The sequence below is a fragment of the Brachybacterium equifaecis genome (genome assembly GCF_023509525.1).
Taxonomy (GTDB): Bacteria; Actinomycetota; Actinomycetes; order Actinomycetales; family Dermabacteraceae; genus Brachybacterium; species Brachybacterium equifaecis.
On the sequence record NZ_JAKNCJ010000002.1, the window covers coordinates 684,671 to 698,600 of the forward strand.

Genomic DNA, 13,930 nt, shown 5'->3' on the forward strand with positions numbered 1-13,930 from the left:
CCGCGCCGGCGCAGCGGTTCTGCTCATGCCAAGGCCTCCCGGTATTCGCGGCCGATAGCCGTGCACATCCCCGCGACGCTCTGGTCATCCTCCCCCGGCCGAGGCCGCGCCGTCACGTCGAGGCCCTGGGCGAGGATCGCAGCGGCCACTCCGCGACTGTTCGCGGCGTACACGAGGCATCGCGCAGGCACTATCTCGGCGTTCCCGCCAACGGGCGTCGCCACCACGCCGAGCCCGGACGCCACGGCATCCAGGAGCGTGTACGAGAGGTTCTCGGAGTCGGAGAGCTGCACCACGACATCATGCGCGGCGAGGGCCTCGGCGGCATCCACGTGCCCGGGGAAAGAGACCGAGGCCTCCTCTCCTCCCGCGAGTCCGAGCCTGCGAGCCAGCTCGCGCAGCGCCGCCTCCCGCTCGCCCTCCCCGGCGATCGTCAGCCGCGCCTCCGAGTGCGAGGCATGCACGAGGGCGAACGCCTCGAGGAGGGCATCGATCCTCTTCTCCGGAGCGAGGCGTGCCAGGGAGAGCACGCGGAGCCCCGGCTCGCGGGCTGCGCTCTGGGCGGGCGCGTCCACGCCGTTGCGGATCACGGAGACGGGGGCGCCGCTCCCCCACTGACGTCGGATCTCCCGCGCGGTGGCTTGGCTGACGGCGATGACGCGGTCGGTGCGGTGCAGGCGCGCGCGATGCGCCGCAGCCTTGACTGCGGCCCCGGCCGCACTGGACTGGTAGTACCCACGGCGCGGGGAGATCCCGTGCTCGGTGCTCACCAGGCGGATCCGTCGGCCCGCTCCGGAGCGAAGTCCCGTGACGGCCGCTGCTCCCGCGATATCGGCGAAGGCGAGATGCGTATGCAGCACGTCCGGGCGCAGCCGCGAGAGCACCCGGCGCACTTCCGCGATCGCCGTGCGCGCCCCGTCGGCAGGGCTCACGGGGCCCGTCAGCACAGCCGCACCCAGCGCCCGGAGCTGCGCGGCGAGCGGGCCTTCCGGACACAGCACGACGATCCGGAATCCGGGGATGCCCGTCCGCACGGCGTCGAGCGCATGCCTGGCCACCCCGCCGATCTCCGGCACGGGGACGTACCAGAGGGCGAGCGGCGCCGATGCGCCGCTCAGAACCACTTCTGCAGCCGATCGAGCGCCGTGAAGAAGCCTTCGCCGTTGTTGACGTGGCCCATCCAGATCTCGGGGATGAACGGGGCCTTCGGGGCGAGGCGGTCCATGCGCTCGGCGAGGTCCTTGAAATCGACCTCGCCCTCGCCCACCTGCACGCCCTCGCCGTCCACGCCGATCGAGTCGACGATGTGGAGGTGCTCGGTGTACGGGCCCATCAGGTCGATGTACTCGCTGAAGGGGCGCTTCGCGAAGTTCGCGGCGAGCTTCGTGTGGGAGACGTCGAAGGTGAGGCGCCGCCCGTACTTCTCGCAGAACCAGACGGTGTCCTCGGGCTCCATGAAGAGGTTGTGGAACTGCTGGCCGCCCATGAGCCACGGGAAGGGCGGGAGGGTCTGCGCCGTCAGGCGCACGCCCTCCTCGTCGATCCGCGCGAGGCCCTGCTGCACGCGCTCGTACATCGCCATGCGCTCGCTGGGGGCGACGTGGTGGTCGGGGAGGAAGCCGCCCATCGTGACGATAAGGATCGGATCCTCCGCGCACATGAAGTAGCGGCGCACGTCGCGCGCCATGTCCACGACCGTCTGCACCTCCACGATCGAGCGCTCGAAGATCGCCTCGTCGGGGCTCGCGAGGTCGATGAGGAAGTCCCCGGCATAGAGGTCGGGGGCGTGCATGGTGAAGAACTGGGGGAGCTTCTCACCGGGCTCGAAGAACGTCGAGGGATCCAGCTCCATGTCCTTGTAGGACTGGTGGAACTCGAGGAAGTCGGGCGCGGAGACCTCCATCAGCGCGCGGAAGTCGTGGAACCGCACGGGCAGTCCCCACGGGCGCCGGAAGTCGTACTCGCTGCGCTGCTGGGCGGTGCCGGCGAGGTCGCCCGGGTAGAAGAAGTCCCCGGCCGGGACGTCGCGGAACAGGGTCGAGCCCATCAGCACGTCCTTCTGGTCGGGCTGCAGCCCGCGGCCCGGGCTCTTCACCTCGACGTCGGCCGCGGTCACCACATCGCCCACGCGCAGATCGCGCGCGGCGACCAGGGACTTCGCGAGGTTCACGCGGTTCATCAGCTCGCCGGTCGACAGCTCGCGCGGCTGATCGGAGCCGAGGGCCTCCTCGAGGTCGCGGATCTGGCGCACCATCTGCGCGAGCTCCTCGGGCAGGAGGGAGACCTTGTGGTCGTTGCCCTCGAGCGACTTGTCCACGGTCACGTGCTTCTCGATGATCGCGGCGCCGCGCGCCACGGCCGCGACCGGGACGTGCCAGCCGCGCTCGTGGCCCGAATAGCCGACGATCCCGTCGCCCAGCTCCGCGAGGCGATCCATGTACCGCAGGTTCACGTCCTTTAACGGCGCCGGGTAGGTGGACTGCGTCTGCAGCAGCGCGAACTGGGCGCCCGCCGCCCGCAGCACCTCGACCGCTCCGGTGATCTCCTGCTCCGTGCTCATACCAGTGGAGACGATCATCGGGACGCCGAAGCCGGCGACCTGACGCAGCAGCTCGTGGTTCGTGAGATCTGCGGAGGCGATCTTGTAGCCCGGCACGCCGTAGGCGTGCAGGGCGTCGGCCGACGGCGCATCCCAGGGGGTGCAGATCGCGTCGATGTCCCGCTCGGCGCAGTAGTCGAGCACTGTGCGCATGTCCTCGACGCTGAGGGTGTACTTGGCCAGCAGGTTCATCGTGTACTGCGGGCCGAGGTCCTCGCCGGAGGAGTCGGCGCCGCTGCCGGAGCGGTACAGGGCCGCCATGTCGCGCAGCTGGAACTTCACGACGTCCACGCCCCCGGCGACGCAGTGGTCCACGAGCTCCTTCGCGAGCTCCACGGAGCCCTGATGGTTGTTGCCGATCTCGCCGATGATCAGGGCGCGCTGATCCTCGCCGACGGTGTGGCGGCCGATGGTGAAGGTGCGGCTCGCGGGCGAGGCGATCGCGACCAGTCGGCTGCGCTCGTCGAGCACAGGGATGCGCGTGACGCCGCCGGTGAGCAGCGGTGCGATCCGCTCGACGGGCGTGCCCTCGGCGACCGAGAGGAACTGCGTGTTCGCGGCCTCCAGCGCGGGCGCGGCGAGATCGGGGGTGGTCTGGCCGACGAGCCAGCGGCGCACGTCGCCGTCGGTGAGGGCGCCGCGCACGGCGCCGCTGGGGTCCACGAGGAAGGCGACGCGCGCCTTGTTCTCCCCGATGACGCGCAGCGCCTCGAGGACGCTGGCCTCGGTGTTGACGATGTACGGGGCAGTGGTGCGGTCCAGGATCACGGGATGCTCCATCCGAGTCTCGAGAGCATGCTCTCTGCGGCGGCGACGTCAGCCACCGTGTCGATGTCCACGCCCTCGACCTCGTCGAGGACGAACAGGTCTGTGCGGCCGCCGATTCGGTTGCCGAGCGTGCGGTAGATGTGCGGGGCCGTGACGTACAGGCTCCCGTTCTCGAAGTAGTGCATCTGCTCAGGAGTGAGCTCCTGGCGGCGCGGGCGGTGCTGCGGGTCGTAGGCCGCGGTCGCGCTCTCGCCGGGGGCCGACGGCGGCCGCCAGAAGAACGGGGACTCCGGGACGACGCCCACGAGCGACTCGACGCCGGTCTCGCGGAACTGATCGATCGCGCGTCGGATCGTGTCCGGCCGGCGCACGGGCGAGGTCGCCTGGAGCAGCAGGACGGCGTCCAGAGCGGTGCCCTCGGCCTCGATCACGTCCATCGCGTGCAGGATCACGGGCTCGGTGGGGGTGGTGTCCTCGGCGAGCTCGGCAGGGCGCTCGATCACGCGCGCCCCGTACGAGGCCGCGACCTCGGCGATCTCGGCGTCCTCGGTCGAGGCGGCGACGATCACGTCGCCCTCGCGGTCCTCGTTCGCCGCGAGCGCCTGGCGGATCGTCCACGCGATCAGCGGCTGCCCGCCGACGGGCAGGAGGTTCTTGCGCGGGATGCCCTTGGAGCCTCCGCGCGCGGGGATGACGGCGAGGGCAGTCACAGGGCCTCCTCCAGGATGCGGGCGATCTTCGCTGCGGGCTCCTCGCCGGTGGCATCCGGTGCGGGGGTGGGCTCGGCGCCGAACGGACGCATGTCGTAGCGCTCCCAGAACTCGTGCACCCAGGCGGGTGCCTTCGGGGCGTACACCCAGGCGTCGCGGCCGCGCACCGCGGCTTCGAGGACCCCGGTCGAGAACACGGCGACCACGGGATTGGGCAGATCCTTGAGCGCCACGTCGGTGGGGGCGAGCGCGATCCCGCGACGCTGCCACAGGGCGTGCTGGGCCCGGGAGCGGATGTCTGTCTCCGAGGGGTGGGGGCGATAGAGCGCGTCATGCGCCCGGCAGAACGCGCGCGCGGCGCCACCGGTGACCGCGCGCGGGAGCTCAGCTCCGTGCAGCTGGCCGAGGAAGAGCAGGCGATCCCCGTCCCACCCCTCCGGCGCCGCGGGGGCGCGGTCCTCGTGGGCGGCCTGCCAGAGCAGCTGCGATCCGACCGTCTCCGCGCGCACGTCGGAGCGGCGGGTCGACCAGAAGGCGGCGTCGGCGTCGGACCACGCCAGCAGGGCGGCGTCGCGCGGGAGCGGCGGGGCGTAGGGCGTGAGCGCGCCGTGCTGCACCACGAACTCGGGGAGGCCGCGGCGCTGGGCGATCGAATGGGTGGCGGCGCCGGCCGGCAGGTGCTGTCCGATGGAGACGACCGCGGCCGTCTGCTCCCGCGCCGCGTCGCGGGGCGAGTCGAAGGGAGTGCGGGACCATTCCTCGCCAGCGAGCTCGGGCAGCGCGGCGTCCTGCGGGGCGATCACATCGATCCCGGCGTTCAGGTAGGGCAGGGAGGCCAGCAGCGAGGCGCGCGAGGTCGGAGAGCCGGAGTCGACGGCGATGAGGAGTCGGCCCTCGCCCTCGCCCTCGCGCGAATGCAGGATCCACGCCGGCTCGGAGGCCTCAGCGGGCTCCTGGCCCCTGCGCCGCAGGGCGCGTGCGGCATCGGTGACGGCATGCTTCGCGCGGCGTGCGCGATCCCTCGATGCGGCCCATTCGCGCCACAGCTCGATGCTCTCGGGGTGGATCAGTCCAGCCACAGGTCCTCCAGAGTCCGCATGCGATGGTCGAAAGTGTGCTCGGCGAGCGTGCGGCGCTGACCTGCCGCGCGCAGTCCGTTCCCCCACGCGGGATCCTCCACGGCGCGCCTCGCCAGCGCGATGAGCTCCTCGGTGCTGCGCCAGACCGCGACCTCGGTGCCGACCTCGTAGAACATCTCGACGTCCTCGCGGTCCACGAGCTGCACTCCGCCCATCCCCGGGATCTCGAAGGTGCGCATCGCGTGGCCCGTCTGCAGGCCGTGGATGTTCACTGCTGCGGCGGCCTCGCCCACGATCTCGTAGGCGCGGTCCAGCGGCACATCGCGGGACGCCGCGATCGGGGGCCTCGACCAGGAGAAAGTGCGCAGGCGGTCCACGGGATGCCGCGAGAAGTCGCGTCCCCAGGCGTGCACGGGGAGGCCGGCCTCGTGGAGGTCCGTGAGGATGCGGTACCGGTTCTCGTACCCGGAGCCGACGAAGGCGATCTCGCCGGTCCGCTGGACCGGGGCAGCCACGCGGTGCGGGTCGAAAGCATCGGGCAGGAAAGCGGCGGCGACGCCGTCGGAGGCAAGCTCCTTCGTCTCGCTCGGGGAGTAGCTCACCACCGGGCCCACCGCCCGCAGGAACTCGCGCGAGTAGTCGTGGCGGTGCAGATCGTCGTAGAGCCAGAGGATGCGCGGGATCTCGCCCAGCGCCTCCCAGAAGCGGTCATCGAGGAGGTCGCCCTTGACGACGAGCACGCGATCGGGCCGGAACTCGCGCAGGGCGGCGATCACGCGGTCGGTCTTCCGGTGCCGCTCGGGGGTGCGCCGATCCCCGGGGAGCCGCAGGCGATCGGGCAGCTCCACGGTCGCCTTCAGGCGCAGTTTGTCGGGCACCGTGTCGTAGGCGTCGTAGCGGACGCTCCGCACCTCGTGGCCGAGGCGCACGAGCGCATCCTCGATGCTCTTCCAGTAGCCGTGGAAGGCCGGGGAGAGCAGCAGAATGCGTCGCGGCGCGGGCTGCGTGACAGTCATCGGGGAAGGTCCTTGCCTGCGCGGTGGATCAGGGAGAGCTCCTCGCGGAGCACGGCGAGCGGGCGCACGTCCCGGCCGGCGATCCGCCGCCCGGCGTTCCACACCAGGTTCGCGGCGCTGGCGGCCGTCATCCCTGCGCGGAGGGCGTGCACGTTCCCGTGCTTGCGGGCATAGCGCATGCGCGCGCCGACGAGCCAACGACGGCGACGGGCCTCCGTGCCGGAGGAGCCGCCCCCCGCGTGCACGACGGTCAGATCTGCGTCGAGCAGAGCCGGGATCCCGCGCTCGCGCAGGCGCAGCTGGAGGTCCACCTCCTCGGTGTACATGAAGTACCCCTCGTCGAAGCCGCCGACTGCGAGCACCTCCTCGCGGGGCAGGAGCAGGGCGGCGCCGGAGACCCAGTCCACCGGCACCATGCCGGTGCCGCGGTCGGCCGAGAGATCATGGCCGACGGCCCGATGGAGGAGGTCGCGGTGGCGCTGGGAGGCGAGCGGAATGAGCCACTCCACCACCTGGTGGGAGATCGTCGGCCAGGTGCGGGCCGCGTACCCCGACGCTCCGCTCTCGCTCTCGTTCCGGCAGCCGACGACCGCCGACTGCCAGGGGGCGGCGTGCTCTGCGAGCCGTCGGCAGAAGCCCGCGGGGAGATCCAGGTCGGAGTTCAGGACGAGGACCAGCGGAGTGCTCGCCTCGCGCAGCCCCGTGTTCACGGCCACCCCGAAGCCGCCGTTGGCGGAGCGCCGGACGAGCTCGACTCCCTGAGGAAGGCGATCTGCTTCCACGGCGATCGGAGAGGCATCATCGACGAGGATCACGCGCTGTGGGCGGTCGCCCTCGGGAACGCTCCCGCCGACCAGCGCCTCCAGCAGCGGCAGGACGGGCTCGATCGGGCCGTGCACCGGCACGACCACGCTGAGCCCGTCGATCACTGCTGCTCGTCCTGGCTCGGCAGGGCCGCGCGGCGGCCCAGCCGACGGCCGGCGCCGTCAGCGCGGGTCGCATCGGAGCGGGAGGTCCATGCGTCGCTCGCGGGAGCGATATCAGCAGCGGAAGTGCTCACCGCGGGCCGCGGAGCAGGAGCGGACTGTGCGACAGCCCCCTCGCGGGCCGGGATGGTCGATCCCGCCAGGGCACCGTTCACCGCTCCCGGCCCGACCGCCGGCTCCAGCTCATCCGCGGCCACGACCTCGTCATCGGACATCGTGGGCGTCGCAGCGTCATAGCCGTAGCCGTAGCCCTTCTTGCCGTAGCTCGAGTAGCCGTAGGAGCTGTAGCCGTACTCCGCATCGCCGTACGCGACGCGGTTGAAGCGACTGGTCGACGCGCGGTTCATGACCGCACCGAGCACGGCGCCGCCGACCCCATGGATCGAGTCCACCGCACGAGTGAGCCCCTCGACGCGGGTACGGCCGGGAACGGCCACGAGGATCGTGCCGTCCGCATGGCGGCTCAGCAGCTGGGCGTCCGTCACCGCGAGCACCGGCGGTGCGTCGATGACGACGAAGAACTCCTGGCTGAGCTCGGCGATCAGGTCGTGCATGCGGCGCGAGCCCAGGAGCTCCGAGGGGTTCGGGGGAATCCGCCCGGCGGGGAGGATGAAGAAGCGGCCGCCCGGTATCGGCTGGAGGACTTCGTCCAGGCTCACTGCGCCGGCGAGCAGCTGGGAGAGGCCCACGGACCCGTCGATCCCGAACTCCGTCGCGACCATCGGGCGGCGCAGATCCGCATCGATGAGGATCGTGCGGCGGCCGGAGGACGCCATGACGCGGGCGAGGTTGCCGGAGACGGTGGACTTGCCCTCGCCGGGCGCGCTCGAGGTGACCACGATCGAGCGCGGCGGGTTGTCGACGTTCACGAACTGCAGGTTCGTGCGGAGCTTGCGGACGGCCTCGCGGGACTGGAACGAGCTGGGCTCGGGCAGCAGGCCATCCTTGCCGCGGGCGAGATCCTTGACGTCCGGCAGGACGCCGAGGGCTGGGACGTCCACGGAGGCTCGGATGTCGTCCACGGTGCGCACGCGGGAGTCGTTGCGGTTGCGCAGCCACGCCAGCGCGATGGCGAGCGCGAGGCCGAGGACGGCGCCGACGAGGGCGAACCGCGTGCGATTCGGGCCGATGGGCGCACCGGGCTGGTTGGCGATCACATAGGGCGCGAGCATGTTCGCGGTGCCGGGATCGAGCTTCTCACCCTCCGCCGAGACCGCCTCGATCGACGCGTTCGCGATCGCCGCAGCGGCCTCCGGCGATCCCGCCTGAGCGTTGACCGTGATGATCGCTGCGTCAGGGTTGAGGGAGACTTCGATCCCTCCCGGAGCGAAGCCGGTCTTGGCTTCGATGGCCTCGGCGACGGGCTTGGTCGTGAACAGTGGCAGGAAGAACTGCGCCTTGGAGTACGACTGCTGACCCTCCCCCGTGCCCGCGCCGGTCGCACCGGAGACGAAGCCCAGTGCCTGCGCCTCGTACACCTCCGGCTTGGTGTAGGAGTACGCGTACCCCAGCCCCGCGCCGAGTGCCGTCACCGCGAGCAGGAGCAGCGCGTTGCGCAACAGCATCCGGAGGAATTCTTCGATCGTCACGGGGCACCCATCAGTTGTCGAATTATGGCAATTGCGATGCCATAGTCCTTGCCATCATAGGTCGGGGCGTGCGGCGCGGAGGGGCCGGGCCCTGCGACTGTCACCACACCCGCAGGAGGCCGAGCCGCCTCAACGGGGGATGTTCCGCACGTTGCTCGCGGCCATGTCGACCATCTTCCCGACGCCGCCGCCGAGCACCACCTTCGTGGAGGCCATCGCGAACCCGCGGATCTGCTGCAGGGTCACCTTGGGCGGCATCGAGAGAGCATCAGGGTCGGTGACGACATCGATGAGGACGGGGCCGGGCATCGCCAGCGCCCGCTTCAGGTCCCTGGGCAGCTTCTTCGGATCTTCGATGCGCACGGAGGGGATGCCCGCCCCCTGGGCGATGGCGGCGAAGTCGACGGGAGCATGGTCGGTCTCGAAGTCGGGCATGCCCTCCACGAGCATCTCGAGCTTCACCATTCCGAGGCTCGAGTTGTTGAAGACGACGATCTTGGTGTCGAGCTGGTGGAGCTTCACGGTGAGCAGCTCCCCCATCAGCATGCCGAGGCCGCCGTCCCCTGACATCGAGATCACCTGGCGGCCGGGGTGGGAGGCGGAGGCGCCGATGGCCTGGGGCAGCGCGTTGGCCATCGTCCCGTGATGCCAGGAGCCGAAGACCCTCCGCTTGCCGTTCGGGGTGATGTAGCGGGCGGCCCAGACGTTGCACATGCCGGTGTCCACGGTGAAGACGGCATCGTCGTCGGCCAGCTCGTCGAGCACGGAGGCGACGTACTCGGGGTGGATCGGCTTCATCTTCTGCACGTTCTTCGTGTAGGCGGCGACGACCCCCTTCAGCGCCTTCTCGTGCTTGCGCAGCATGTCGTCGAGGTAGCGGCGCTTCTTCTTCACCGAGATGAGCGGCATGAGCGCCTCGATGGTGAGGGCCACGTCGCCGTGGATCGCGGCGTCGAGCGGGATCCTCCGGCCGAGCCGGGAGCCGTCGGCGTCGACCTGCGCGATCCTCACGTCCTTCTGCGGCAGGAACTCGGTGTACGGGAAGTCGGTGCCGAGCAGGAGCACGAGGTCGGCCTCATGCATCGCGTCGTAGCAGGCGCCATAGCCGAGCAGACCGTTCATGCCGACGTCGAAGGGGTTGTCGTACTCGATCCATTCCTTGCCGCCGAAGGCGTGGCCGATGGGGGCCTTCACGGCCTCGGCGAGCGCGAGCACCTCCTCGCGCGCGCCCTCCACGCCCGCGCCCGCGAAGATCATCACCTTCTCGGCCTGCTCGATGAGGTCGGCGAGCTCCTGGACGGCGAGCGCATCGGGCTGGATGCGGCCGAAGCGCATGGCGAGGTCCTTGGTCCAGGGCTGCTCGATCTCCTCGTCGGCGACATCACCGGGGATCACGAGCACGGAGACGCCCTTCTTCGCCAGGGCCGTCTGGGCGGCCTGGTGGAGGAGGCGCGCTCCGTGCTGGCCGGAGTTCACCATCTCGCAGAAGTGCGAGCACTCGCGGAAGAGGATCTCGGGGTGGGTCTCCTGGAAGAACCCGGTGCCGATGTTGCCGCTCGGGATGTGGGAGGCGATCGCGAGCACCGGGGCACCGTCGCGGTGGGCATCGAAGAGGCCCTGGATGAGGTGGGTGTTGCCTGGGCCGCAAGAGCCCGCGGCGACGGCGAGCTTCCCCGTCAGCCGGGCTTCGGCGCCGGCGGCGAACGCGGCGGCCTCTTCATTGCGCACGTGGAACCACTCGATGCCCTCGGTCTGGCGCACGGCGTCCACGATGGGGTTCAGCGAGTCGCCGACGACCCCGTAGATCCGCTCGACTCCCCAGTCGCGCAGCTGCGTCACGAGGTGGCGGGCGAGGGTGGTGGTGCGTGCCATGGGGGCCTCCCTGAGAAGTCGGATGGCGCGCGGCGGCAGGCGCGCCTTCGAGGACTTCACGCTATCGCTCGGCCCTGCACGCATCCCAAACCGCAGACACCGAGAAATCAGCACGGAACGGGCACCTGGGATAGCCTCTTCGCATCCGGCGCTCAAGATCCCGTCAGCCCGGAAGCCCGAGTTCACCCACTGCAAGGATTCCTGGATGCGACGCCTGGTGCTGGCACCCCACATGGACGACGAGAGCATGGGCTGCGGCGGCCTGCTGGCAAAGCACCCCCATGAGTGCACGGTGGCGGTTGCCGCCGACTCCGGGTCGATCCGTCGGGACGAGTTCACCCGAGCCATGGACGTGCTCGGGGTGCGCAGCACCCGTGAGTTCGGGATGGACGACGGCTTCGTGGATCGCAACATCCCAGATCTCGTGGGGCGAGTCGACGCCCTGTGCCGCGAGCTGCAGCCCGAGGAGCTCTACCTCCCGTTTCCCTCCGTGCACCAGGACCACATCGCGGTGTACGAGGCGGGTATGCGCTCGGCCCGGCTCTCCATGAGCGAGGGGCATTGGAGCGCCCCACAGGTCTTCGTGTACGACGTCGCCGTGTACGACGTGAATCTCTATCCCTCTGACCTGCGCTGGAACGTCTTCGAGCCGCTCACGGAGGAGCAGGCGGACCTCAAAGCCCTCGCATGCGAGCAGTACGTCTCGGAGACTCCAAGCCGGCCGCACCCGATCGCTGCGATCAAGGCCATCGCCGGCGCCGTCGGCAAGACCCGCGGCCTCGAGTACGCCGAGCAGTACGCCCTCGTGAAGCAGGTGCGCTCCGCATGAGAATCGCGATCCACCAGCCCGACCTGCTGCCCTATTCGGGGTTCTGGTACAAGATGGCCGTCTCCGACGGCTTCATCGTCTCCCGCCACGACCAGTTCCAGAAGCACGGCTATCAGCGCCGCGTGAAGATGCGCGACAGCTGGGCATCGCATCTGCTCGACGGCAAGCCGTCCCTCGTGCCCATCACCGAGGTCTCCGTGCGCGAGGGCTGGCAAATGAACCTCACGGACATCATCGGCGGGCGCTACCGCTCCGCGCGCCACTGGAAGGACCGCGGCACCGAGCTCGTGGAGCGGATCAACGCCGCGCAGGGCACCACTCTCGACGAGGTGAACCTCGCTCTGATCGAGATCGTGCGCGACATGCTGGGGATCACCACCCCTCTGCTGTTCACCGATCCCCCCGCGCAGAACGGTCCCGATCGCCTCATCGAGCAGGTGCTGGCCGTCGGCGGCGACGCCTACCTGTCCGGCGCAGGCGGGCGGGCATACATGGGCGAGGAGGCCGAAGCGGACTTCGCTGAGCACGGCATCGCCTTGGAATGGTCTCGCCACGAGCACACTACCGGCGACTCGATCGTCACGGTGCTGCTGGACGAGGATGACCCGATGGAGAACGTCCTTCGCGAGTCCACCGCATGAGCCTTCTCCAGCGGGCACGTGTCGCGAAGCATTACGCAATGCTCGGAAGCCGTGAGCTGCAGGAACGAAGCGAGATGGCCAGAGCGCGCGGCCTGCGGATGATCGGACGCTTCCGACAGCTCCCAGCTGACCTCGACCGCTTCCGCGGCGAAGACGGCTTCTTCCCGTTCTCATTCTTCCTCCACGAAGAAGGACTGCTCCCGCTTCGTCCGCAGCCCGCCCCCGTGCCGCGGACAATATTCGCCTACTGGAGCGGCGATGCCCCGATGTCGGATAATCGGCTCCGAGGCCTGCAATCGATCCGGGAGAACGCGGGAGGAGCAGAGGTCGTCCTCCTAGATGACCTGAGCTTTCGTGAATACGAGGTGGATGAGCACCCCATTCACAGTGCGTTTCCGCAGCTCTCAGCGGTCCACCGCTCCGACTATGTGCGCACGTATCTGATGCACCATCACGGGGGCGCTTACACAGACGTGAAGAGGTCAGGGGCGGGTTGGGGTGATGCGTTCACCATGCTGTCCGATCCCGAGGTGTGGGCCGTCGGGTATCCCGAGCCCTCCCCCGGGGGAATGGCTCCGGTGGGAGGCAGGATCGGGGAGGCGCTCCGGGCGAACTACTGGCGCTTCATCGGCAACTGTGCATACGCTGTACGACCCGGCACCCCGCTCACGTCAGAATGGCTGACGGAGACGGAGTGCCGTCTGGATTATTTCGCCGCGCGGCTCAGGGCACATCCCGCGAACGGTGAGCGAACAGGAGGGCCCCAGTATCCGGTGCCGTGGTCCTCCTTGCTGGGGCAGGTGTTCCATCCGCTGCAGATCAAACACGCCTCCCACATCCGCCAACTGCCGTCGCTCACACCTGTTCTCACCGGCTACATCTGACCGCCCTCTCTGCGGATCGCCCTGCTCCTGCACCCCCCCCCCGGAAGAAGCGAGACGACTTCTATGCCACATCCCCCCAGGATGCAGCTTCTCAGTGACGAGCTTCGGGCCCGCCGGCCTCGCATCTACAACTCTCTGGTGCGCGGGCGGAATGTCGTGGAGCGCACGGTGCGCCGCGGCGATCGGATCGTCTTCCGCCCTCCGGCCGGCACCCGCTTCGGCAACCTGCTCAATCTGTGGCTGCAGGCCGACATAGCCTCGCGTTCCGGCCGTCCCGGCTTCGTGCTGCACAGCGCGTCCATGCATCCGTTCCTGGAGGAGTTCCCCCGACTCCAGGAGCTCACGATCCGTCCTCAGGATGTGCGCTTCAACGACGAGCGGGAATGGGACCATTCGCGCCAGTTCTACCAGCGCTTCGGAACCGATTTCGAGGCCGATGACCTCGACCGCTTCCTGCGCGACCGGATCCTCCCGGGACTGTCTGCGGCACCGCAGGACGAGCTGCTCGTGAACATCCGTCGCGGGGACTACTACTCGGTCGCGAGATTCCGCGCAGATCTCGGCATGGACATTCCTGCGTACCTCGCCGCTGCGCTCGAGGCCGCGCCAGCACTGCCACGCATCCGTGTGGTCTCCGACGACCCGGAATGGTGCCGGAGCGCACTCGGCGCGATGCTCTCCGGGCACTGCGAGAGCGTGGAATATGACCCCCAGGACGCCATCGCGAACTTCCGCGCCATCGCCGGGCACCGCGCGGTGATAGGTACGAACTCGACCTTCACCTACTGGGGCGCCTACGCCGCCACCGCGATGTTCGAGGACGCACGAATCATCATGCCCTCGTTCTTCGCCCGCCACCTGCCGGAAGGCCGAGCTTTCCAGCTCGATCCCCGCTGGACCGTCATCGAGACGGCCGATGCCGATCGACCCGGCTGACCCCTCGGGAGCGCCCCACCC

The 13,930-nt window shown here is 69.7% G+C and carries 12 protein-coding genes; 4 read left to right on the forward strand and 8 right to left on the reverse strand.

The window, feature by feature from the left end; genetic code table 11:
• Positions 1 to 23 precede the first annotated feature (23 nt).
• The 8 genes from Bequi_RS07530 to Bequi_RS07565 form a co-directional block, all read right to left on the reverse strand.
• Positions 24 to 1,124 carry a glycosyltransferase gene (locus Bequi_RS07530; protein ID WP_249737324.1) on the reverse strand — a complete coding sequence of 367 codons (1,101 nt, stop codon included), beginning with the start codon at positions 1,122 to 1,124 and terminating at the stop codon, positions 24 to 26.
• Positions 1,115 to 3,379, reverse strand: coding sequence for an N-acetylneuraminate synthase family protein (locus Bequi_RS07535; RefSeq protein ID WP_249737325.1), 2,265 nt, complete (start codon positions 3,377 to 3,379; stop codon positions 1,115 to 1,117). The genes Bequi_RS07530 and Bequi_RS07535 overlap by 10 nt, the downstream gene beginning before the upstream one ends.
• The gene (locus Bequi_RS07540) at positions 3,364 to 4,077 is read right to left on the reverse strand and encodes an acylneuraminate cytidylyltransferase family protein (protein WP_249737326.1); all 714 of its coding nucleotides are present in this window, start codon (positions 4,075 to 4,077) and stop codon (positions 3,364 to 3,366) included. Before Bequi_RS07540 ends, Bequi_RS07535 begins: the two co-directional genes overlap by 16 nt.
• A complete protein-coding gene (locus Bequi_RS07545) occupies positions 4,074 to 5,156 on the reverse strand; it encodes a hypothetical protein (protein ID WP_249737327.1) in 1,083 nt (360 codons plus the stop codon). Before Bequi_RS07545 ends, Bequi_RS07540 begins: the two co-directional genes overlap by 4 nt.
• A complete protein-coding gene (locus tag Bequi_RS07550) occupies positions 5,144 to 6,172 on the reverse strand; it encodes a CgeB family protein (RefSeq protein ID WP_249737328.1) in 1,029 nt (342 codons plus the stop codon). The genes Bequi_RS07545 and Bequi_RS07550 overlap by 13 nt, the downstream gene beginning before the upstream one ends.
• Positions 6,169 to 7,101, reverse strand: a complete 933-nt coding sequence (locus Bequi_RS07555; protein WP_249737329.1) for a glycosyltransferase family 2 protein — start codon at positions 7,099 to 7,101, stop codon at positions 6,169 to 6,171. The genes Bequi_RS07550 and Bequi_RS07555 overlap by 4 nt, the downstream gene beginning before the upstream one ends.
• Positions 7,098 to 8,747, reverse strand: a complete 1,650-nt coding sequence (locus Bequi_RS07560; protein ID WP_249737330.1) for a tyrosine-protein kinase domain-containing protein — start codon at positions 8,745 to 8,747, stop codon at positions 7,098 to 7,100. The genes Bequi_RS07555 and Bequi_RS07560 overlap by 4 nt, the downstream gene beginning before the upstream one ends.
• Positions 8,748 to 8,876: 129 nt before the next feature.
• On the reverse strand, positions 8,877 to 10,619 hold the full coding sequence (locus tag Bequi_RS07565; RefSeq protein WP_249737331.1) for a pyruvate dehydrogenase: 1,743 nt from the start codon (positions 10,617 to 10,619) through the stop codon (positions 8,877 to 8,879).
• Between the two features lie 205 nt (positions 10,620 to 10,824).
• Between Bequi_RS07565 and Bequi_RS07570 the strand changes: the two genes are divergently transcribed.
• The 4 genes from Bequi_RS07570 (at position 10,825) to Bequi_RS07585 (ending at position 13,909) form a co-directional block, all read left to right on the forward strand.
• On the forward strand, positions 10,825 to 11,448 hold the full coding sequence (locus tag Bequi_RS07570) for a PIG-L deacetylase family protein (RefSeq protein ID WP_249737332.1): 624 nt from the start codon (positions 10,825 to 10,827) through the stop codon (positions 11,446 to 11,448).
• The gene (locus Bequi_RS07575) at positions 11,445 to 12,089 is read left to right on the forward strand and encodes a WbqC family protein (RefSeq protein ID WP_249737333.1); all 645 of its coding nucleotides are present in this window, start codon (positions 11,445 to 11,447) and stop codon (positions 12,087 to 12,089) included. Before Bequi_RS07570 ends, Bequi_RS07575 begins: the two co-directional genes overlap by 4 nt.
• Positions 12,086 to 12,973, forward strand: a complete 888-nt coding sequence (locus Bequi_RS07580; protein WP_249737334.1) for a capsular polysaccharide synthesis protein — start codon at positions 12,086 to 12,088, stop codon at positions 12,971 to 12,973. The genes Bequi_RS07575 and Bequi_RS07580 overlap by 4 nt, the downstream gene beginning before the upstream one ends.
• Before the next feature lie 138 nt (positions 12,974 to 13,111).
• Positions 13,112 to 13,909 carry an alpha-1,2-fucosyltransferase gene (locus Bequi_RS07585; RefSeq protein ID WP_249737335.1) on the forward strand — a complete coding sequence of 266 codons (798 nt, stop codon included), beginning with the start codon at positions 13,112 to 13,114 and terminating at the stop codon, positions 13,907 to 13,909.
• Positions 13,910 to 13,930 lie beyond the last annotated feature (21 nt).